At 55.4% G+C, this 22199-nt stretch carries 12 protein-coding genes; 8 read left to right on the top strand and 4 right to left on the bottom strand.

From position 1 onward, the window contains the following. Positions 1-140: 140 nt before the first annotated feature. From SD425_RS03095 to SD425_RS03085, 3 genes are all read left to right on the top strand, one after another. The gene (locus SD425_RS03095; protein ID WP_324675300.1) at positions 141-1520 is read left to right on the top strand and encodes an O-acetylhomoserine aminocarboxypropyltransferase/cysteine synthase; all 1380 of its coding nucleotides are present in this window, start codon (positions 141-143) and stop codon (positions 1518-1520) included. Positions 1521-1750: 230 nt separating this feature from the next. Beyond that, positions 1751-2785, top strand: a complete 1035-nt coding sequence (gene metX, locus SD425_RS03090; protein ID WP_324675298.1) for a homoserine O-acetyltransferase MetX — start codon at positions 1751-1753, stop codon at positions 2783-2785. 135 nt (positions 2786-2920) lie between these two features. Next, a complete protein-coding gene (locus SD425_RS03085) occupies positions 2921-3829 on the top strand; it encodes an LD-carboxypeptidase (protein WP_324675296.1) in 909 nt (302 codons plus the stop codon). Here SD425_RS03085 and SD425_RS03080 read toward each other — a convergent pair. The 4 genes from SD425_RS03080 to SD425_RS03065 all read right to left on the bottom strand — a co-directional run bounded on the left by SD425_RS03080 (position 3809) and on the right by SD425_RS03065 (position 9209). Then, positions 3809-5125, bottom strand: coding sequence for a MutS-related protein (locus SD425_RS03080; RefSeq protein WP_324675293.1), 1317 nt, complete (start codon positions 5123-5125; stop codon positions 3809-3811). The genes SD425_RS03085 and SD425_RS03080 overlap by 21 nt on opposite strands. An 82-nt stretch (positions 5126-5207) precedes the next feature. Continuing rightward, complete coding sequence (locus SD425_RS03075) at positions 5208-6239, bottom strand: M28 family peptidase (protein WP_324675291.1); 1032 nt, start codon at positions 6237-6239, stop codon at positions 5208-5210. A gap of 70 nt (positions 6240-6309) precedes the next feature. Then, positions 6310-7812 carry a cysteine--tRNA ligase gene (gene cysS / locus SD425_RS03070; RefSeq protein WP_324675289.1) on the bottom strand — a complete coding sequence of 501 codons (1503 nt, stop codon included), beginning with the start codon at positions 7810-7812 and terminating at the stop codon, positions 6310-6312. Between the two features lie 305 nt (positions 7813-8117). Then, a complete protein-coding gene (locus tag SD425_RS03065) occupies positions 8118-9209 on the bottom strand; it encodes an endonuclease/exonuclease/phosphatase family protein (protein WP_324675287.1) in 1092 nt (363 codons plus the stop codon). Between the two features lie 177 nt (positions 9210-9386). On the opposite strand from SD425_RS03065, the gene SD425_RS03060 reads away from it, so the two are divergent. From SD425_RS03060 to infB, 5 genes are all read left to right on the top strand, one after another. Beyond that, the gene (locus SD425_RS03060) at positions 9387-12860 is read left to right on the top strand and encodes a gliding motility-associated C-terminal domain-containing protein (protein ID WP_324675285.1); all 3474 of its coding nucleotides are present in this window, start codon (positions 9387-9389) and stop codon (positions 12858-12860) included. A gap of 51 nt (positions 12861-12911) precedes the next feature. Next, positions 12912-16829 (top strand): gliding motility-associated C-terminal domain-containing protein, encoded by a 3918-nt coding sequence (locus SD425_RS03055; RefSeq protein ID WP_324675283.1) that lies wholly within the window; start codon positions 12912-12914, stop codon positions 16827-16829. Between the two features lie 121 nt (positions 16830-16950). Beyond that, the gene (gene rimP / locus SD425_RS03050) at positions 16951-17424 is read left to right on the top strand and encodes a ribosome maturation factor (RefSeq protein ID WP_324675281.1); all 474 of its coding nucleotides are present in this window, start codon (positions 16951-16953) and stop codon (positions 17422-17424) included. 92 nt (positions 17425-17516) lie between these two features. Beyond that, on the top strand, positions 17517-18791 hold the full coding sequence (nusA, locus tag SD425_RS03045; protein ID WP_324675279.1) for a transcription termination factor NusA: 1275 nt from the start codon (positions 17517-17519) through the stop codon (positions 18789-18791). Positions 18792-18913: 122 nt separating this feature from the next. Continuing rightward, positions 18914-22150, top strand: a complete 3237-nt coding sequence (gene infB / locus SD425_RS03040; protein WP_324675277.1) for a translation initiation factor IF-2 — start codon at positions 18914-18916, stop codon at positions 22148-22150. The last annotated feature ends 49 nt before the right edge of the window (positions 22151-22199 follow it).

Here is a 22199-nt window from a genome sequence, read left to right as displayed (position 1 = left end):
TGCGCGCGGCTACTTAGGTCACTCTGCTCCGCCAACGCTTGTTTTGGCTTTGGAGCAGCCCACAGCGGGGCATTTGTGCACTCTGAGTTGCACTTTTCTAATTGTCTTCAAAAACCTCCTCTTCAATACTTCTCTCAATCATGTCAACGCAAAACCTCCACTTCGAGACCCTTCAACTTCACGCTGGTCAGCAGCCCGATCCTACTACTGGTGCTCGTGCTGTACCCTTGTATCAAACTACTTCGTACGTATTCAAGAATGCCGAGCATGGTGCTAACCTCTTCGCCCTGAAAGAGTTTGGCAACATCTACACCCGTCTGATGAACCCCACAACAGACGTGTTTGAGCAGCGTATAGCCGCGCTGGAGGGTGGTGTAGCTGCGTTAGCAGTAAGCTCCGGTCAAGCGGCGCAGTTCATTGCTCTGAACAACATTCTGCAAGCTGGCGACAATTTCGTGAGCACATCTTTCCTGTACGGTGGTACTTACAACCAGTTCAAGGTAGCGTTCAAGCGCTTAGGTGTTGAGGCTCGCTTCGCTGACGGCGATAAGCCTGAGAGCTTTGAGGCGCTAATTGACGAGAATACCAAGGCTATTTATCTAGAAACCATCGGCAACCCTAGCTTCAGCGTTCCAGATTTCGAGAAGATTGCAGCTATTGCCGAAAAGCATGACCTGCCGCTAGTAGTTGATAATACCTTTGGCGCGGGTGGCTATTTGTTCCGTCCCCTGGAGCATGGCGCGCACATCGTTGTAGAATCGGCGACTAAGTGGATCGGTGGTCACGGTACCAGCATCGGCGGGGTGATTGTGGATGGCGGTAAGTACGACTTCGGTAATGGCAAATTCCCGCAGTTTACGGAGCCGAGCGAAGGCTACCATGGCCTTGTATTCAACGACGTATTTGGCAAGAATGGCCCCTTCGGCAACATCGCCTTTATCATTCGGGCCCGGGTAGAAGGTCTGCGTGACCTAGGTCCTTCGATCAGTCCCTTCAACTCTTGGCAGTTGCTGATTGGCCTCGAAACCCTGTCGCTCCGCGTAGAGCGCACGGTGGAGAATGCCCTGAAAATTGCTACTTGGCTGGAGCAGCACCCACAGGTAGAAAGCGTAAACTACGCCGGCTTGCAAAGCAGCCCTTATTACAATATGGCGCAAAAGTATCTGCCCAAAGGTGCCGGTGGCGTATTGACCTTCAGCATCAGAGGCAGCAAGGATACCGCAACGCAATTCATTGATAATTTGAAGCTGGTGAGCCACCTAGCAAATGTAGGTGATGCTAAGACGCTGATCATTCAGCCTTCGGCTACTACGCACCAACAGCTATCGGAGGAAGAGCAGCACGCTGCTGGCGTAACGCCCACCCTCCTACGCTTGTCGGTAGGTATCGAGCACTTCGAAGACATCAAGGCTGACTTATCGGCCGCTTTCGATGCCGTAGCCAACGCTGCTACGCCCGACGAGTCAGAAAGCGCTCTGTTGCAGCCTGAAGTAGAACACGCGCAGCCGCTGGAAGTCTAAAGAGGAGACATAGGAGGGCGCGCTGCCTTAGAGGTGCGCGCCCGTCTTTCCACTTGGCTGCCGTTTGCGGGTAGTAAAGTTGGTTTTTTGAGAGGGACCAAACCTAGCTATCCTTCAGTAGTTTCAGGTTGAACCAACGCTGGCGAAAGTCAATTCAGGGGTGGGTTAACAATCTGCCAGCGTTTCGGTTCAACCTGGACTATTGAAAAGCTTTTTTGTTTTTGTGATGAATGACCGAGAGCCAGCTTTTTAATCTTCCTACACCTTTACAGCTCGAAAGCGGGGCCACGCTATCAGCTGTGCAGGTTGCTTACCACACCTACGGAACGCTCAATGCGGCCCAGAATAATGTGGTCTGGGTGTGCCATGCCCTTACCGCTAACGCCGATGTATTGGCGTGGTGGCCCGGTTTATTCGGTCCAGGCTACTTGTTTGATCCGGCCGACTATTTCATTATTTGTGCTAACGTAATCGGTTCGTGCTACGGTTCTACAGGGCCGCTTACGCCTGTTTCGGAGGGTAGCGAACCGCTATATCATGTGTTTCCGCTGGTGACCATCCGCGACATGGTAGCCGCGCACGACCAGCTCCGACAGCACCTAGGTTTCACGAAGATTCACACGCTGATCGGTGGCTCGCTCGGTGGACAACAGGCGCTAGAGTGGGCTATTCAGCAGCCTACAATATTCGAAAACTTGGTGGTGCTTGCTACCAATGCACAGCATTCGCCGTGGGGCATTGCCTTCAACGAGTCGCAGCGCCTCGCCATTCAAGCCGACCAGACCTACTACTCAGCGACGCCGGAAGGCGGTCAGCGAGGTCTGAAAGCCGCTCGTGCCATGGCGCTCCTGAGCTACCGCAGTTACGAAGCGTATGGCACTACGCAAGCCGAAGTAGAGGGCGAAAAGCTCGACCATTTTCGGGCTAGCTCTTACCAGCAGTATCAAGGCGATAAACTCGTCGCCCGCTTCAACGCCTACACGTACGTGACGCTTTCCAGAGCCATGGACGCGCACAATGTAGGCCGCGGGCGTGGTGGTTTGGCTGCCGCTCTTCGGCATATTCAGGCCCGCACGCTCGTAATTGGTATCACCTCGGATGTGCTATTTCCGCCCGCGGAGCAACAGCTACTCGCTCGCCATATCCCGACGGCGCAGTACGTGGAAATGGAGTCGCACTTTGGGCACGATGGTTTTTTGATCGAAACTGTACAAATCACGCGCTTTCTGGAGCGCTTTTACGCGCGTAAGCTGGCGCATTCTTAAAAGCTAGCTCAAGTCTAGCTTCTTACTGACTTCATCCCTAGGACCACTTCGGCAACTTAGTAAAACTAAGCGACTGAAGTGGTCCTAGCTTTTTCAGATTGTCGGTAAGTTTGTTGCGGCTCAATTGCTGTTCTTATGCCTACCACTCCTCCCTCCTTACGTCCCGGCGACCGGGTTGCCATTGTTTGCCCCGCCCGCAAAGTGTCGCACGCCGAAGTAGCAGCATCGGTTTCTATTCTCACCAGTTGGGGGCTGGAAGTAGTGCTAGGTGATACGGTAACGGCCGAGTACCACCAGTTCGCTGGTAGCGATGAGTTGCGACGCGCCGACTTCCAGCGCATGCTCGACGCGCCCGACATTCGGGCTATCTTGTGCGCCCGCGGCGGCTACGGCACCTCCCGTATTATCGACCAACTGGACTTCTCTCGCTTCGCCGAAAACCCGAAGTGGATCGCCGGCTTCAGCGACGTGACGGTGCTCAACTGCCACTTGCTAGCCCTAGGTCACGAAAGCATCCATGGTGTGATGCCGCTGCTTTTCGACCAAATAGGTGGCGAAGAATCGTTGGAGAGTTTGCGGCGCGTATTGTTTAGGGAGGAAGTAAGTTATGCAGCACCAGCGCACCCACTCAATCGCCTAGGTACCGCTACGGGTGAGCTAGTAGGTGGCAACTTGAGCTTGCTCCAAAACCTCAGCAGCACGCGCTCCGACTGCTCCACTGCCGGCCGCATTCTGTTCCTAGAAGATATTGACGAGTACCTCTACAACATCGACCGGATGATGGTGCACCTCGACCGCACTGGCAAGCTTCAAAACCTAGCGGGCTTGATCGTGGGCCACTTCACTGACCCGCACGACAACACGATTCCGTTCGGTCAAACGTCCTACGAAATCATTCAAACTTACGCTAGCAAGTACAAATTCCCGGTAGCGTACGGCTTTCCCGTTGGTCATGAGCCGCAGAATATGGCGCTGGTGTGCGGCCGTATGGCGCAGCTGACGGTGGGAGCAGCAGGTACTAACCTAGCTTATGTGACGCCGTAATTCGTTCTGACGCGTCCTGAGTAGCTCATTTAAGCCTTCTTTCTCAAAGAGCAGCTTTCCAATCTTCAACTCCGACCAGCCTAGCTGGAGCTTGTAGGAGAAAGTCGGCATGCCTTCGCTCAACGTGCAGTCAATGTAATACTCCTTGACGAACGCTTGCGCTTCCCGCTGCTGCTTCAGCTGAAGCAAGTGCGTTGAGATAAAGAAGAACGACTGCGGGAAAGCTTGCAAGCCACTAATAGTAGCCTGGCTAATGGCTAGCGCATCGTCCACGTTGGTGCCGCGAAACAGTTCGTCGAAGATAGCGAAGGTTTGGTCCGTATCACGGGTAGCCAGCAGCACGGCTTTCAAGTTCTGAATTTCAGCCATAAAGTGACTGTACCCATCCTGAAGGTTGTCGCTGAGATTGATGGTAACGACAATGGTTTTGAAGAAGGGCATCGTGCAAGCCACGGCCGGTACACCTAGCCCAATATGCGCCAGATACACGCACAAACCCACCGCCTTGAGCAAGGTCGACTTGCCCGACATATTAGGACCGGTTAGCAGAAATACGTTCTCACCGGCTTGTAGCTCCAGCGTATTTTTAATTGGGTTTTGAATCAACGGGTGGTAGAACTCCTGTAACTGAAAAGTACCCTTCTGAAAGTTGGGAAAGACCAACTCGTGCTTCCGTACTCCTTTCGCCAACGACCAATAGACTTCAAAGTCGTAAAACGCCTCCCAAAACGCCTTCATTTCTGCGAAGCTGATGGCTTGCAAGACGCGGGCAAACTGCACCATTCGGGCAGCCGTAAAATTATCCTCCTGGATTGCCGTAGCATTTGCCTCTAGGCTAAACCGCTCCATAAAACGGAGCAACACCAGCAGTTGCTGTTGAAAGCTCACCGGAAACTCCTTCATCGACAATCCGACAAAGTAATGCTGCCAGAGCCGGTGCAGGAAAAGCAAGGTTTGCACGTACTTGGCTCGCATGGCATACCGCTCTTCCTCAGAAAGCAATAGCTTTAGCGACGCCTTTAGCTGGTTGGTTTCAAGTGGAATACGGCCATCACTCACTCCGTTGAGGAAGGCGTGCACTTCCATAAACTGGATTTTCTGGTAAGAGAAATTGGCCAGCACGTCCCAATTTGCCAGAAAACCCTTAATCACCTGTTGCCGCTCTACGACGGCTTCTACCAAGCTAGGCACCTTTTGCAGGAACGCCAATAGGGTTCTTTCCGCTTCGGCATTGTGCGTGAAGTTGAACAACGACAATACGTCGGTTGACACTCGCAAATCGTCGACGCGCACCATAAGCTAGGCTGGTAACATAGGTCAACAAAAAACCCTGACCGCGCGAGCAGCCAGGGTTTTCAACGTAGAGAGTTACTAGATATTATCCGGCATAAATCGTCTGCAACACCGTTTGCCCTACCGCCTTAAGCGTGCGCTTGTCGATGATGCTCATGTTATCCTGCGTGGTGTGGTGATACGCGGGGAAGTACTCATCCCCAACGGGTAGGTGGTCGATGATGTCGATGGTGCGAACACCAGCTTGGTTCGTGAAGACGTGGTCGTCGGTGATGCCGGGGCTATCCTGGAAGAGGAAATAATCGGAGTAGCCGATTTGGGCGGCCGTATTCCACGTTTTATCCACAACGTCGCGGGCCTTTTCCACAGAGAGCTGCTCGCGGCTGAACTTGGCGTTTTTGGCACCCACCATATCTAGCAAGATGCCGTACTCGGGCTTGTAGTTGGCGGGCAGCAGGTGCTGCGCCCAGTACTGCGAACCTAGGCACCAGCTCGATTTGCCTTGTTCTTCCTGCGCTTGCAATTGATTTTTCAGCTCGCCTTGGGTGCTGCTGTCGTAGCCGTAGTCCTCGGAGTCGAAGAGGATAAAGTCAATACCAACACTTGGCTTGCTGCTATCCGGCTGGGCGGCCAGCACACGAGCCATTTCTAAGGCAATACCTACGCCGCTGGCGCCGTCGCTGGCACCGTCGAGAGGTGCATTCTTGTGCTGATCATCTTTGTCGGCGAAAGGGCGCGTGTCCCAGTGCGTGAAGACGGCCACGCGGCGGGCCGCTTCGGGCTGAAACTGCGCAATAATGTTGCGGGAGCGCAGCATCTTGCCATCAAACGCCATAGCCTCGAAGGGCTGCTCTTTCACCGTCAGACCTAGGGTCTTAAACTTCTGCACAATCCAGTCGCCGGTGGCTATGTGGGCCTTGGAGTTGGGCACGCGGGGTCCGAAGGCGACTTGCTTGGCGGTGTAGGCGTAGGCCGAATCAGCGTTGAAGCCTGGAGCGGCGGGCACTTTCGCTTCCTCCGTATCTACCGTGTCGGTGGTGGCGGGTTTGTCGCGGTTACAGCCGGTGGCTAGCAGCAGAAGAGCCAGCGCGGGGGCTAGCCAAGACGATTTGCTCATAGATGGTTAAGAAAAGAACGTCATGCCTGCGCAAGCTAGCATGACGTTCTAAAGTTCCGGTGAATATTTTTTACTCCTCGCTGTACGCCCAATCAACGCCCGCCTTCGTATCCTTCACCACAATACCTTGCTCCTTCAGTGCCGCCCGAATTTGGTCGACTTTGTCGTAGGACTTAGTGGCTTTGGCCTCTTGGTAGAAGGCGAGTGTGAGGCTCAGTAAATCTTCGGCATTGGCGCGCGGCTCATCTACTAACCCCAGAATGTCGGTCACTAGGGAACGGTAAGCCCCGATAGCTTCTGCCAAAGCAGCCTCACTGACATTAGCCAGCGTAGCTAGGTTTGCGCCGAAGCCGTTGAACTTGCGCAGCAAGTTGAAGAGGCTAGCTACCGCACGGGCTGTGTTCAGGTCGTCGTTCAAGCCGGCAAAGCAATCGGCGACAAGCTTACGCAGCTCGGCGTCGGTCTTCTCGGTATCGGCGGCGCGCTCGGTGCCTTCGGGCAGTTGGAGCTTGTCGAGTAAGCGCAGGCCGTTCATAAGCTTGCGGTAGCCTTTACGAGCCGCTTGCAAGGCGTCATCGCTCACGTCGATGGGGCTGCGGTACTGGGCTTGCAGCAGAAAGAAGCGCACCGTCATGGGCGAGTAGGGCTGCGAGAGGGCCGCCGCGCCGCCTTTGAACAGGTCGTTGAAGGTGATGAAGTTGCCGAGCGACTTGCTCATCTTCTGCCCGTTCACCGTAATCATGTTGTTATGCATCCATACGCGGGCTTCGTCGGAATGACTATGGCTGGCTTGGCTCTGCGCAATTTCGCACTCGTGGTGTGGAAACATGAGGTCGAGGCCACCACCGTGAATGTCGAAGGTCTGACCTAGGTACTTGCGGCTCATGGCCGAGCACTCGAGGTGCCAGCCGGGGAAGCCCTCGCTCCACGGCGAAGGCCAGCGCATCAGGTGCGACTCCGAGGCTTTTTTCCAGAGCGCGAAGTCCAGCGGCGAGCGTTTTTCATCCTGACCGGCTAGGTTGTCGCGGGTACCGGCGAGCAGCTCTTCAATGTTCCGATTGGATAGCTTGCCGTAGCTGTGCTGCTCGTTGTAGCGCGGCACATCGAAGTACACCGAACCATTGGCTTCGTAAGCAAAGCCGTTGGCAATAATCTCTTCGATCATGCCGATCTGCTCGGTGATGTGGCCGCTGGCGCGGGGCTCAATATCGGGTGGCAAGCAGCCCAGCGCTTCCATGTGGTTGTGGTAGCGGTTGGCGTAATACTCGGCCACCTGCATGGGCTCTAGCTGAGCGGCGCGGGCCCGCTTCGAGATTTTGTCTTCGCCTTCATCGGCGTCGTTTTCCAAGTGGCCGACGTCGGTGATGTTGCGCACGTAGCGCACGGTATAGCCTAGGTGGCGCAAGTAGCGCACCAGCACGTCGAACACGACCGGACCACGGGCATTGCCCAGGTGGGCGTCGTTGTACACAGTCGGACCGCAGAGGTAGACTCCCACGAATGGCGAGTGAAGCGGTTCAAACGCCTCCTTGCGGCGAGTCAGGGTATTATAAAGCGAAAGCGCGTGCTGCATTCGGCAAAAGTAGAAATATTTGATGGGCCTTCCGGCGCAAAATCGAGATGCGTACCATTCATCTATTTAGTACCCCAGAAAGTTTTGTACCAAGCTATTTTGTAATAGAAAGCTGGACAAACTATCCGTTAATAACGGCAACAAAGTCTTCGCAGCAGTACCTGCGGCACAAAAGCTAAGCCGGCCAGTATATAAAGTTCAACCACCAGTACAAGCGTTTGGAATCAGGTATTAAAATTATCTTGAGCTAGCTCCTATTTAGCCATGGTATAAGCTACTCTGGTGAGTTCAGCCTGCTGAGTTCTTTAATCGGCTTCGTTCTTCGCTTTTAGATCGTAAGTGGCCGTAGTAGGGAAGTGGTCGGAGTACGGGATTTCGTAATGCACCTGGAAATCCTCAACTGTCCAGCGCCGGCTCGCAAATTGATTGTCGATGCGCAGGAAAGGGAGCCGGCCGTTGTAAGTGCTACCAATGCCAGTGCCTACCGTAGCCCAGGCATTCTGGAAGTGGTCGGCTAGCTGGTCGTAGCTGTAGCTGTAGGGCAAGTCGTTAAGGTCGGCACAGAGCAGCATGGGGTAGCGGCACTGCTCGAAGCGGCGAACGAGCGTATCGATTTGCACGCTGCGCGCCATCATGCCACGCTTAAAACGGCGTAGCAAACCCCGGCTTTTTTGCTCGAAGCCCGCCTTGCTAGAGTAGCTCTGCACGATGTCTTTTTCCTCCATGCTCATGCTTTGCAGGTGAAAGTTGTACACCCGAATGGTGTCGCCGCTGGGCAGACGCAGGTCGGCAAACATGGCGTGGTTCTGCGTCAGCTTGCCGAAGGAAATCGTGCCACGCCGCAGGATAGGATAGCGCGAGAAGATAGCAATGCCGAACTCGGCGCCAGCGCTATTGGTGAGGCTCTTCGACACAAAGGCATGGCGCTTGGCATCGCGCCCGATCTGCTGCTCCGTACGAAACACGTTGCCGTCGCGGCTGCGCGCACTGCGGGGCTCATTGTAGAACTCCTGCAAGCAAATAATGTCGGCGGGACTTTCGGCCAGCCACTGCACAAACTTACGCGACGAACCTAGGTCAGGGTCGCGCAGCTGCGGGTACACATTGAAGATGCGTACGTTGGCACTTAGCACCCGCACCTGACGGTCGGGCGTGCTGGTAGCTTCCACGTTGCGCCACGGATGCAACGCTAGGCCTCGCTGCAAGTGCGGCCACGTGAGCACCGTCACCACCAACGGCAATAGCGCTACCACCCAGCGTCGGAGCAGCCAGTAAGCCAGGAAAGCTAGGTTCAAGGCTAGCGCTACGGGCAACGTGAGAGCACCGAAAGCAGCAGGCCAGAAGGTATGCGGCGGAATCTGCACGCAGGCAATGGCTAGCACTAGCCACAGCACCACAAGTACAGTACAGGTAAACGCAAACGAACGACGCACCGCCAAAAGAAAAATAGCCTTGAACAAAGGTAGGCGTTGCAGCCGGAAAGCATCCTAGCACCAGCACTTAGCATACGCTGAGCACCTCTCTTTGCGTTGTATCTTGCACACTAAATACCTAGCTTTTATCTGGTTTCGCCTATGTTTCTTTCTACTCTTCGTGGCTTTATCTTATTGATTCTGAGTAGTACCGTGCTCCTGCCGGCGGTAGCGCAGCCTGCCAAACTGGCTTCGGACAACCGCACCCTGGAATTTGTGGAGAACAAGGGCCAATGGGACGCCCGCGCCCGCTACGTGGCCGAGCTGCCCGCAGGCCGCCTCTTTTTGGGGGAAGCTGGTTTCACGTACGCCCTCGTAGATGCGCAGGCGTTGCACGACCACAACAACACCCAGGCGCAGTCAAAACAAAGCACGGGTATGCTGCGGGCCCACGCCTACTCGGTTACGTTTGAAGGAGCGAGCCCCAATACGAGCCTACGCGGCAATGAGGCCACCACCGAGCGGCGCAACTACTTTCTGGACGCAGATCCGAGTAAGTGGGCTTCCGAGGTTAGGGGGTTTCGTACAGTCAGCTACGCCGATGTGTACGCGGGCATTGGCGTGCACCTTTACGAGAATGAGCAACAGCACCTCGAATATGACTTCACGGTAGCGCCCGGCGCTCGGCCCAGCGACATCCGTCTGCGCTACCAGGGTGCAGACCGCCTCAAGCTGCAAAATGGCAACCTACTTATTCAAACGTCGGTGGGCAAGGTGCAGGAGCAGGCTCCCCAAGCCTGGCAACGGATTGGCGAAAAACGCGTGCCCGTGTCGTGCGCTTTTGTATTGAAGGAGAACGTACTGAGCTTCAAGCTAGGCAGGTACAACGCGAAGTACCCTCTTGTCATCGACCCGACGGTGGTCTTCTCGACCAGCACCGGCTCCAGGGCCGACAACTGGGGCTATACGGCCACTTACGATGCCCAGGGCAACCTCTACTCGGGGGGCATTGTGTTCAGCATGGGCTTTCCTACCACCAATGGGGCGTATGATACCAGCTTCAGCGGCAACGAGGATATCAGCATCATCAAATACAACACAACCGTAAGCGGTACGGCAGCCCGCCTATATGCTACCTACCTAGGTGGTAATCAAGCTGACGCGCCTCATAGCTTGGTGGTGAATAAGCAAGGAGAGCTGGTTATTTTTGGCTCGACAGGCTCCGACAATTTCCCGACCACGCGCAATGCGTATGATCGTTCGTTCAATGGCGGGCCGGCGGTGCGTCCCTTTCCAGCACCTATTCGTGAGCCTGATGCGACGCCTAACTACCCAAAAGGGGCCGATATGTTTGTGGCCAAACTCAGCGCCAACGGCTCGAACTTGACGGGTGCTACCCTGCTCGGAGGCAACGGCACCGATGGCCTCCACATCAGCTCGCCCCTCGCGGCCTACAACTACGGCGACGAGTTTCGCGGCGATGTCATTACGGACGATGAGGGCAACATCTACCTAGCTTCTACTACCACGAGTAGCAACTTTCCCACCAGCAATGGCTTCCGTACCAGCTACCAAGGCGGAGGGTCCGATGCCGTCGTCTGCAAGCTTTCGCCTGACTTACAGCAGCTCATTTGGGGCACCTACCTAGGTGGCTCCGGCTACGACGGTGCCTACTCCATTCAGCTGGATGCCAGCCGCAACGTTTACGTGTGCGGTGGCACGAACAGCTCCAACTTTCCTACCACCAGCGGCAGCTTGCACCCTACTGCGCAAGGCGGCATCGATGGTTTTGTAGCCTGCCTAAGTAGCGCGGGCAACGTGTTGCAGCGAGGCACTTACATTGGCACCAGCGCCTACGATCAAGCGTACTTCCTGCAGTTGGATGGTAGCTATGATGTGTACTTGCTCGGCCAATCAAAAGGTGCTTTTCCTGTTACAACAGGCTTATATTCGGTTGCGGGAGGCCGACAGTTTGTGCAGAAACTTGATAATACGCTGTCCAAGAGTCTGTATTCGACTACCTTCGGCAGTGGCAGCACCACCCTCGACCTAGCCCTCACGGCCTTTTTGGTCGACGACTGCGAACGGGTGTATATCAGCGGCTGGGGCGGCGGAATCAATTACGACCGTGGCAGCACCACCAGATTGCCGATTACGCCCGACGCCATTCAGCGAACCACAGATGGCTCCGACTTCTATCTGGCAGAGTTTACACCGGGTATGCGGGATTTGGAGTACGGAACTTTCTACGGCCAAGCGGGCGTGCAGGAACACGTCGACGGTGGCACGTCGCGCTTCGACAAACGGGGTGTGGTGTACCAGGCGGTGTGTGGCGGCTGCGGTGGCATATCAGGTTTCCCGGTGCCCCCAGGCGCCAACACCTACACGCGCGACAACAACTCCTTAAACTGCAACAACGCCTCTTTCAAGGTTGACTTTGGGGCGCTCACCGCCGATCCTGGCCCGAGCCGTTTCGTTTGCACCGATGCCGGCCCGATCCGCCTAGGTGGCAGTCCGGCGGGAGGCGTTTGGAGTGGGCCTGGGGTGTCAGCCATTCCGGGTGGTGGCTATCAGTTCACGCCTTCCTCGTCGCTGCTTGGGCGCAATACACTCACGTATGTAGTAGCTACCGCGGGCATCTGCTTTAGCACCCGAACGCTACGAATGACCGTGGTACCGGTCGTTGCGCCAACGGTACCCAGTGTGCCCCCTATTTGCCGCGACGCCAAGCCAATTACCCTCACTGCTAGTCCGGCAGGCGGAACGTACAGCGGCCCGGGCATGAGCGGCAACACCTTCAACCCTGCGCAAGCCGGTGTGGGCACGCACCTGATTCGCTATACCCTACCCGACTCAGTAGCCTGCGGGAGCATTACGCAGACGATTACCGTCAGCGCACCGCCTACTGTGCAAGTTGGGCGCGACACCACCTTATGCGCCGACCAGACCCGCGCGTTTCGTATGCTGCGTGCTAGCCCCGCCGGCGGCACTTGGAGCGGTACGGGCATAACGGCTGATGGTATGTTTACGCCACCCAACACGAATAATAGAGGCGGCATCTTTACGCTGAGCTATACCATTACCCAGAACGGCTGCGCCGTAGCCGCCACTCGCAAAATAGTGATTGCGCCCACTTCTAGCAGCAATGTTCCGCTCGATATACCTGTTTGCGAGGCAGCTCCCCAGTATACGGGCCTAGCTCCTTTTAACTGCCAATTCGCACCTGTGCTAACGGGCGGCACCTACGAGTGGGATTTCGGGGACCAAACCACTTCGACGGAAGAAGCACCCTTGCACCGTTACGAAAAGCCGGGTACTTACCAGGTGAAACTCACCGCACGCTACGCTAATTGTCAGGTAGAAACGCGCTTCGCGCCGGTGGAGGTGGGAGATGTGTTTGTGCCAAACATCATCACGCCCAACAACGACGGCAAAAACGAGCTATTCATTCCACGTTTTAGCTGCCAGCCAGCTACGCTGCGCATCTTCACGCGCTGGGGAAGTAAGGTGTACGAAACCGACAACTACCGCAACGACTGGCACGGCGGCGACCTAGCCGATGGCGTGTATTACTATCATTTGCGCGATACAGAAGGACGAGCGGTGAAGGGCTGGCTAGAGGTAAAACGCAATTAAACGGAAAGGTCTTTGCGGAGAACAGCACCTGTTCTATAGCTAGTCCTTTTCATGCGTTATTGGAGAAACCTCTACTCACTATTTATTTTTTGGAGTATTGCTACCACGGCGTTGGCATCCCCGTCGCCGCAGCAAAGTCTGGAATTTGTCGAAAATAAAGGGCAATGGGAAGCGCCGGCCCGCTACGTAGCCGAGCTTCCAGCAGGTCGGCTTTTTGTGGAAACCGATGGCCTAACCTATGCTTGGCTTGACGCTACTTCGCTCAACCATCACCGCACTGCCGCTCAACTAGCCAACGCACCTAGCTCCGATCAGCTACGCGCCCACGCGCTTCGCATGCGTTTCGTGGGCGCATCCGACCAAGTGGCCCTTACGTCAACAGAGCAAACCAAGGAAGTGCGCAACTACTTTCGTGGCAGCAACGCTCAGCAATGGACCCACCATGTGCGTGGCTTCCGCCATCTGCACTACACTACATTGTGGCCCGGCATTGGGGCTCGGCTATATGAGAACCAAGACCAGAAGCTGGAGTACGATTTTGAGCTAGCCCCCGCCGCCGACCCTAGCTTAATCCGCTTGCGCTACGAAGGTGGCGATGCCATGGCGTTGCAACCCGATGGCTCTTTGCAAATCCGGACGTCGCTGGGCACTTTCTCGGAGCTAGCTCCGCAAGCCTGGCAACTCGACGCAGCAGGCCGACGGCAGGCCGTGGCCTGCCACTACGTGCTGCGCGGCAACGAAGTAAGCTTTCAACTAGGTGCCTACGATCCGCAACGGCCGCTTACCATCGACCCAACGGTGGTTTACTCGTCGTATACGGGCGCTACTTCCGACAACTGGGGCTTCACCGCCACCTACGATGCGCAAGGCAACCTGTACTCGGGCGGCATTAGCTTCGGGGTAGGCTACCCTGTGACGCTAGGTGCTTACCAAATCGCGTACGCCGGGCTAGTTGATATTGCTCTTATCAAGTATAACACGGCCACTACCGGCGCAGCGTCCCGAGTATGGGCAACCTATATTGGCGGTAATAACGGCGACTTTCCCCACAGCCTCGTCGTGAACGCGCAAAATGAATTGGTGCTGCTTGGCTCTACGTCCTCGTCGAATTACCCAACCACCAACAACGCCTACGACCGGACTTTTGGAGGCGGCTCGCGTATTGCGCCCTACGGGCTCGGCAGCTACCTGCTGAACGGTTCCGACATTGTGGTAACGCGCTTGAGCGCCGACGGCAGCCAATTGCTAGGTTCTACTTACCTAGGTGGTAGCAGCAATGACGGTCTGCTAGACCCCAGCGCCACGGACCGCCTTACCCGCAACTATGGCGACGCCTTCCGGGGCGACGTTCTACTGGACGCTGCGGGCAACGTTTACGTGGCTTCCTGCACCGCCTCGGCCGACTTTCCTGCGCCCCGTGGGTTTAGCACTTCCTTTAAAGGGGGCGCTACCGATGCAGTGGTTTGTAAACTCAGCCCTAGCTTAGATCAGCTCATGTGGAGCAATTTTCTAGGTGGTACCAGCACCGATGGCGCGTATTCATTGCAGCTAGATGCGGCTAATAACCTATACGTGGCTGGGGGCACCAAGAGCGCCAACTTCCCCACGGTAGCGTCTGCCTTACAACCGAGTTATCTAGGAAATGAAGATGGTTTTATTGCGCGCATCAGCAACGATGGCACCACCTTGCAGCACAGCACTTACCTAGGCACCGCTGCCTACGAGCAAGCCTTTTTCATTCAGCTAGATGTAGAAGGCAATGTGTATGCACTCGGCCAAACAACCGGCCAATACCCGGTTACGGCGGGCCACTACCAAAATACCAACGGGCGGATCTTTATTCACAAGCTCACGCCCGACCTAGGTAGCACTCTTTTTTCGACGGTCATTGGCAGTGGGGGCACCGTGCCAAATATCTCGCCCACTGCCTTTCTGGTTGACCAGTGCAACCGCATTTACCTAAGCGGCTGGGGAGGCACCTCCAACGGCGGCAGCTACGGCAATGGTACCACCACGGGCCTACCCGTTACGTCCAATGCGCTTAAGCCGACGACCGATGGCAACGACTTCTACCTTATGCAGCTGTCAGCCAACGCCACGGCCCTCGACTACGCCACGTTCTTTGGGGAAGGCAGCGGCGCCGACCACGTCGATGGCGGCACCTCCCGCTTCGATCCGCGCGGCGCCGTGTACCAATCGGTATGCGCCTGCGGCGACGGCTACTCCTTCCCCATTCCGCCCGGCGCTGGTACTTTCTCCACCCGTTCTGGTTACAGCAACTGCAACAACGCAGCCTTTAAGTTTAACTTTGAAACGTACACCGTTACTGCTGGCCCCGCCCAGCAAGTGTGCGTCAACCTAGGTACCTATCCACTCCACGGCAGCCCAGCGGGCGGTACCTGGAGCGGGCCAGGCGTGAGTGGCTCAGTGGCCAGTGGGTTCGTTTTTACACCCAGCGCCGTAGGCCTAGGTGAGTACCTGCTCACGTATACACTCACGGGCGTCGGAAGCTGTGGCGGCACGTCCACGACCCGCCTTACCGTTACGCCAACAATAACGGCCTCGTTTAATCCGCTTTCACAAACCGCATTCTGCCTGAGCCCCGGCACAGTGGCCCCCGTCGTAACGCTAGCAGCCACACCAGCCGGCGGACAGTTTAGTGGGCCCGGCGTCACGGGCAATCAATTTTATCCTAATTCTCTTTCTGCTGGCACATACACCCTAGCTTACACCTATTCCCAAAACGGTTGTCAGGCGCGCGCTACTCAGCAGCTAACAGTTACCCGAGCCGACGCGGGCTATGGGTTCACTACTTGTTCTGCTTCTGCCCCAACCCGCTTGACGGGAACACCCGCTGGTGGCTCGTGGAGCGGTCCTGGCGTTAGCGGCTCCGCAGCCAGCGGCTTCTTCTTCACCCCGACCGATGCCTTGGTTGGCACTCAGCAACTAACGTACGCTGTACCCGATGCGAGCGGTACCTGCGCAGCTACCAGCACACTCCAGGTTACCGTCAACCCTAGCCCGGCTATTACCATTCCTAGTTATCCGGCTTATTGCGTAAGCAATACTACAATGGTGTCTTTGCCTGCCAATGCTTACTGGTCAGGCCGGGGCGTGTCGTACTCCAACGTCTATCCGGCTGGTTATCGGTTTCAGCCATCAGCCGCTGGGGCAGGCACGCACACGCTCGCCTATAGCTCGTATTCTAATGGCTATTGCAGCACAAGCGGTGCTATTCAGATAACGGTACAGGCTCTCCCAGCACCTATAGCTCAACCCGATACGCTACTATGCCCGGGCAGCACCCAGCCTATCCAGCTGCGCGCTAGCCCTAGCGGCGGTACCTGGAGCGGTCCGGGCATTTCTGCCACTGGACGCTTCACCCCGCCTCCTGGTTTCTCAGGCTCCATAACGGCTGTTTACACCTACGCCAATGGGCCTTGCACGGGCACCATCACCCGCAAAGTCAGCGTTGCTCCAGTGCCGACCTTCGTGCCAGCCTGGGCGCCGGCCCTCTGCCGCGAAGATCGAGAGGCTCCTTTGCGTGTCCATTTCGGCGGCGTGGCGGCTGGAGCCGTCTGGGACTTTGGTGACGGTACCCAAGCAACTGGTGCCGAGGTAGACCACACCTATACGAGTGCTGGCCGCTATCAGCCGCACGTCATGCTCGCCTTCAATAATAACAAGTGTAGCACTCAGGCCGACCTAGCTCTTATAGAGGTAAAGCCATTCCGCCTACCCCCTAATATTATCACGCCGAATGGCGACGGGCTCAACGACTTCTTCGTAGCTTCAATGGCTTGCCCGCGCCGGCTCCAGATTTTCTCACGTTGGGGGAACCAAGTATATGAATCTAGCGCTTATCAAAATAACTGGGATGGAGGTAAGCAGCCAGCCGGCGTTTACTACTATCTGCTGTACATGGCCGACGGCACTAAGTACAAGGGTTGGCTGGAACTACAACGCTAGCTTCTCCCTTTAGCACATGGCTTGCGCTTCCTCGAATTTTATAGTATCTTTGCACCAGCAATTGAAGAAGAAAGAGGGGACGCGTAGTCCCCTCTTTCTTTTGTCACCTAGCTCTATTTTCATGAAATTTAATCCCACCCAGCTTACTGATATGCTTCAGGACAGCCTCACTGGCCTGGATCTTTTTATGGTAAGCCTCTCGGTTTCTGACTCAGCTGTTCGGCCCAAGGTCACAGTAGTATTGGATGGCGACCAAGGCGTGGGTATTGATGAGTGCGCTCAAGTCAGTCGGCGTCTAGCCCGTCGTATTGATGAAGCCTACGGTGAAGAAGCTAGCTATACGCTAGAAGTTACTTCGCCTGGTGCTGATCAGCCCCTCACCGACCCACGGCAGTACGTACGCCACGCTGGCCGTACGCTCAGCCTAAAGATGGCCGATGGTACCGAGAAGACCGGCACGCTGGAGTCTTCCGACGCCAATGGTATCCAGATAGCGGAGATAGTAAAAGAAAAAAACAAGAAAAAGACCTTACCGGCAGCCTTCGTTCCGTTTGCGGACATCCAGGAAGCCAAAGTGGTTATTTCATTTAAATAAATAGTTGCATGGTTAAATGACTGATTATCGTTTGTGCTTAGTCACACTCAGTCATCCTACGATCAACAATTTAACAATCATTAATTCGTACAATGAACAGTCACGTCTTAATCGAATCGTTCGCCGAGTTCGCCCGGTCCAAGAACATTGACCGTCCCACGATGATGAGCATCCTGGAGGACGTGTTCCGTACGATGATTCGGAAAAAGTACACGACCGACGAGAACTTCGACGTCATCCTCAACGTCGACAAAGGTGACCTTGAAATCTATCGCAACCGCGAAATCGTAGACGATGACTCAGAAGATATCTGGGACTTCGATAAGATTCCGCTGGAGGAAGCTAAAAAGATAGAGCCCGATTACGAAGTAGGCGAGCAAGTAGCGGAGGAAGTAAAGCTCGAGGACTTCGGTCGTCGCGCCGTGCTCATGGCCCGTCAGACGCTGATTCAGCGCGTGAAGGACCTTGAGCGGGACAACCTCTACCAGCAGTACAAAGACCAGGTGGGCGAGATTATCACCGGCGAAGTGTACCAAGTATGGAGCCGCGAAGCACTTATTCTTGATAAGGAAGAAAACGAGCTAGTACTGCCTAAAGCAGAGCAGATCCCAAAAGACCGCTACCGCAAAGGTGATACAGTGCGTGCCGTCGTGCACCGCGTTGAAATCATCAACGGTACGCCGAAGATTATTCTGTCACGTGCTGCACCAGCCTTCTTGGAGCGTTTGTTCGAGCAGGAAGTACCCGAGATTTACGATGGTCTCATCACCATCAAAAACATCGTACGGGAACCCGGCGAGCGGGCCAAAGTAGCCGTAGAAAGCTACGACGACCGTATCGACCCAGTAGGGGCTTGCGTTGGTATGAAAGGCTCACGTATCCATGCTGTCGTTCGGGAGCTGGAGAATGAGAACATCGACGTTATCAATTACACTGATAACCTGGAACTTTACATTCAGCGGGCTTTGTCGCCAGCCAAGATTGGCTCGATGAAGATTAATGAACAAACTGGTCGGGTTTCTGTGTTCTTAAAGCCAGACCAGGTAAGCCTAGCTATCGGTCGGGGCGGTGCTAACATTAAGCTAGCTAGCCGCTTGGTAGGTATGGAAATCGACGTGTTCCGGGAAGCCGAGGATTACGACGAGGATATCGCGCTGGACGAGTTCCAGGACGAGATTGAGCCTTGGGTTTTAGCTGAGTTCAAGAAAATCGGCTTAGACACTGGCCGGGCCGTTTTGGCCGTAAGTAAAGAAGATATAGTACGCCGGACGGAGCTAGAAGAAGAGACTGTAGAGGACGTCTTCCGCATCATCCAGCAGGAATTTGAGGATTCCGAAGAAGAAGCAAATTCCGGCGACGCGCAATGAGTGCGCGGCGGCCGGTCCGGCAAGGGCATTAAATCAAGCCAAGTGGCGTGATTTAACGCCGTTCGGCAAGATTTAATGTAGTACCTTTGCAACTGAATACGAGTATCGTTCGCGAGCATAGAATGGCGGAAGCAACACCCAAACGGCTACAGCAGGCAGCCAAAGACCTCAACATCGGATTGGCCACAGTCGTGGACTTTCTGGCGGGAAAGGGGCACAACATCGAAAACAAGCCAACGACGAAGCTAACGTCAGAGCAGGTTTCGCTGCTCAACAAAGCATTCGAGTCGTCGGCTCAGGATAAGATGGAAGCCTCCAAACTCAGTCAGGCAAAACGCCAGAGCGAGATAGAGGCGGTCCCGCCCCGTCCTGAACCCGTGGCTCCTAAGGCCAATGGTAGCGTAGCTGCGCCTGTTGTAACCCCTGCTGCTCCCGCTCCCAAATCCATAGAAGAATCTACACCGGCGGCGCGGCCAGCACCGACTCCTGCATCGCAGCCGGCTGCGCCTGTTTATACTCCTGCACCTGCTGCGGCACCAGTTGCTGCGGCCCCTGCGCCTGCACCAGCCCCTGTGGATGGTCCGCGGGCACCTGGCTTGAAGGTGCTAGGTAAAATTGAGCTTGATGCGAAAGGCCGGCCAATTCCACCACGCCCTGCTGCGCCTGCTCCAGCACCAACACCTGTTGCCCAGCCTACGCCCGTAGCGGCTACGCCAGCTGAGCCTAAACCGGCTCCAGCTCCCGCGCCAGCAGCAGTTACGCCTCAGCCTCGCGTAGAAGCGAAGCCAGCTCCGATTGCGCAACCTACAGCGACTCCAGCACCTGCTCCGGTTGCACGGCCAGCACAGGTTGCGCAACCTGCTCCTGTCGCACAACCTGCGCCAACGCCAGTAGCTGCTACACCTGCTCCTCAGCCGGCCCCAACACCAGTAGCTACTGCTCCCACTCCACCTGCAGCACCTGCTCCGGCTACACCTGCTGCTGTAGAAAGCCCTGCAACGCCCGAAGACACGAGCACGATCGTAGCAAAAGCTGACCAGCTGAAAGGCTTGACGGTTCTTGGCAAGATTGAATTGCCTGTTGATTCTTCACGACGTGGTGGCGGAGGTAACAACAACCGTCGCCCAGTAGCTTCTTCTGATGTCCGGAAGAGTGGCTTAAACGCTGATGCTAAGAAAAAGCGGCAACGCCTTCCTACTCCTGGCACACCTAACACGGGTGGTCAGCAAGGACAAGGCGGTAACAACCAAGGGCAAGGTGGCAATCAAGGCAACCAGCATCCCCAAGGCAACCGTCCGCACAACGCTCCTGGCCAGCAACGGCAAGGAGGCGGCAACCAAGGGCAGCAACGCCCAGGCGGGCCAAACCAACGCCCAGGCCAGGGTGGTCAAGGCCATCAGGGTGGCTCCAACGCTCCGCGTCCGGCAGCACCAGCTGTTACTCCTGAACAGAACGAACGGCAGATCCAAGAGCAAATCAAGGCAACCTTAGCGAAGCTGAGTGGGGGTCGTGGTGGCTCACAAAATAACCGCGCCAAGTACCGCCGCGATAAGCGTGCTGGTGCCGCTGAAGCTGCTGACTTACAACGCCAGCAGAACGAGCTAGCCTCGAAGACGCTGAAGGTTACGGAATTCATCTCGGCTAACGACCTAGCTTCGTTGATGGACGTATCGGTCAACGAGGTAATTAAAATCTGCCTTGGCATGGGCATGTTCGTTTCTATCAACCAACGCCTCGACGCAGAAGCCATCACCGTAATCGCGGATGAATTTGGCTACGACGTAGAGTTCTTGTCGGCTGAAGAGGAAGAAACCGACCTAGGTATTGAGGACGCCGACGAGGATCTGCAGCCACGCGCTCCAATCGTGACCATCATGGGTCACGTCGACCACGGTAAGACGTCATTGCTGGACTATATCCGTAATGCGACTGTAGCGAAGGGTGAAGCAGGCGGCATCACGCAGCACATTGGTGCTTACGACGTGATGACTGCTTCGGGCAAGCGCGTTACTTTCCTTGACACTCCTGGTCACGAAGCGTTTACCGCTATGCGTGCACGTGGTGCTAAGGTGACGGACATTGTTATCATTGTGGTAGCTGCCGACGACTCAGTGATGCCACAGACCAAGGAAGCCATCAACCATGCGCAAGCTGCTGGTGTACCTATTGTCATTGCTCTCAACAAAGTAGATAAGCCGTCTGCCAACCCTGACAAAATCCGGGAAGAGCTGTCAGCTATCAACATCTTAGTTGAGGAATGGGGCGGTAAGTATCAGTCACAGGAAGTATCGGCGAAGTCAGGTCTTGGCATAGAAGATTTGTTGGAGAAGGTACTGCTCGAAGCAGAACTTCTTGAGCTGAAGGCTAACCCTGACCGCAACGCAATAGGAACTGTAATCGAAGCTTCGCTTGACAAAGGCCGAGGCTATGTAACAACTGTATTGGTGCAGACCGGTACGTTGCGCGTTGGTGACATCGTACTAGCAGGACCGCACTACGGTCGTGTGAAGGCGATGACGGACCACCGCGGTAAGAAGATGAAGCAAGCTGGTCCTGCTACTCCAGTACAGGTACTTGGTTTGACGGGTGCTCCGCAAGCTGGTGATAAGGTTCAGGTGATGGATACAGAGCGCGAAGCCCGCGAGTTAGCTACCCAGCGTCAGCAACTCACCCGCGAGCAGAGCCTACGCACCAAGAAGCACATCACACTCGACGAGATTGGTCGTCGTTTGGCAATCGGCTCATTCAAAGAGTTGAATGTGCTGGTGAAAGGTGACGTGGACGGTTCGGTAGAAGCACTTTCCGATTCGTTGCTCAAGCTGAGCACACCGGAGGTGAAGGTGAATATCCTTACCAAAGGGGTAGGTGCCATCTCCGAATCGGACGTGCTACTGGCTTCGGCTTCCGACGCTATCATTATTGGCTTCCAGGTACGTCCTTCGCAGAGTGCCCGGAAACTGGCCGAGCAGGAGCAGATTGATATTCGCCTCTACTCGATCATCTACAACGCCATCAATGAGGTGAAGGATGCCATGGAAGGTATGCTTGCCCCGACGGTACAAGAGGTGGTGGTTGCCAACGCTGAAGTTCGCCAAGTGTTCAATATCACCAAAATAGGTACTATTGCTGGCTGTATGGTAACCGATGGCACGTTCACTCGCAAAACCAAAGTGCGTGTGGTACGCAACGGAATCGTGCTACATACTGGCGAGATTCAGGACCTCAAACGCTTCAAAGACGACGTGTCGGAAGTGCGCCAAGGTTATGAATGCGGTATCAGCGTGAAGAACTTCAATGACCTACAAGAAGGTGACAACATTGAAGGTTTCGAAGAAAAAGAAGTGAAACGTACCCTGTAAGTTCTGCTTCCATAGTTTGTTCAAACAAAAAACCTCAGCGGTAATCGCT

This window comes from Hymenobacter sp. GOD-10R (assembly GCF_035609205.1).
GTDB lineage: Bacteria > Bacteroidota > Bacteroidia > Cytophagales > Hymenobacteraceae > Hymenobacter.
The sequence above is the reverse complement of the archived record's forward strand: the minus strand, read 5'-3'. Positions and strand labels throughout refer to the sequence as shown.

What these genes read in the sequence shown, in the direction of transcription:
- SD425_RS03095 (WP_324675300.1), top strand. Translation starts at nt 141, where the DNA reads ATGTCAACGCAAAACCTCCACTTCGAGACCCTTCAACTTCACGCTGGT.
- infB (WP_324675277.1), top strand. Translation starts at nt 18,914, where the DNA reads ATGGCGGAAGCAACACCCAAACGGCTACAGCAGGCAGCCAAAGACCTC.
- SD425_RS03055 (WP_324675283.1), top strand. Translation starts at nt 12,912, where the DNA reads ATGCGTTATTGGAGAAACCTCTACTCACTATTTATTTTTTGGAGTATT.
- cysS (WP_324675289.1), bottom strand. Translation starts at nt 7,812, where the DNA reads ATGCAGCACGCGCTTTCGCTTTATAATACCCTGACTCGCCGCAAGGAG.
- SD425_RS03060 (WP_324675285.1), top strand. Translation starts at nt 9,387, where the DNA reads ATGTTTCTTTCTACTCTTCGTGGCTTTATCTTATTGATTCTGAGTAGT.
- SD425_RS03080 (WP_324675293.1), bottom strand. Translation starts at nt 5,125, where the DNA reads ATGGTGCGCGTCGACGATTTGCGAGTGTCAACCGACGTATTGTCGTTG.
- SD425_RS03085 (WP_324675296.1), top strand. Translation starts at nt 2,921, where the DNA reads ATGCCTACCACTCCTCCCTCCTTACGTCCCGGCGACCGGGTTGCCATT.
- SD425_RS03075 (WP_324675291.1), bottom strand. Translation starts at nt 6,239, where the DNA reads ATGAGCAAATCGTCTTGGCTAGCCCCCGCGCTGGCTCTTCTGCTGCTA.
- rimP (WP_324675281.1), top strand. Translation starts at nt 16,951, where the DNA reads ATGAAATTTAATCCCACCCAGCTTACTGATATGCTTCAGGACAGCCTC.
- metX (WP_324675298.1), top strand. Translation starts at nt 1,751, where the DNA reads ATGACCGAGAGCCAGCTTTTTAATCTTCCTACACCTTTACAGCTCGAA.
- nusA (WP_324675279.1), top strand. Translation starts at nt 17,517, where the DNA reads ATGAACAGTCACGTCTTAATCGAATCGTTCGCCGAGTTCGCCCGGTCC.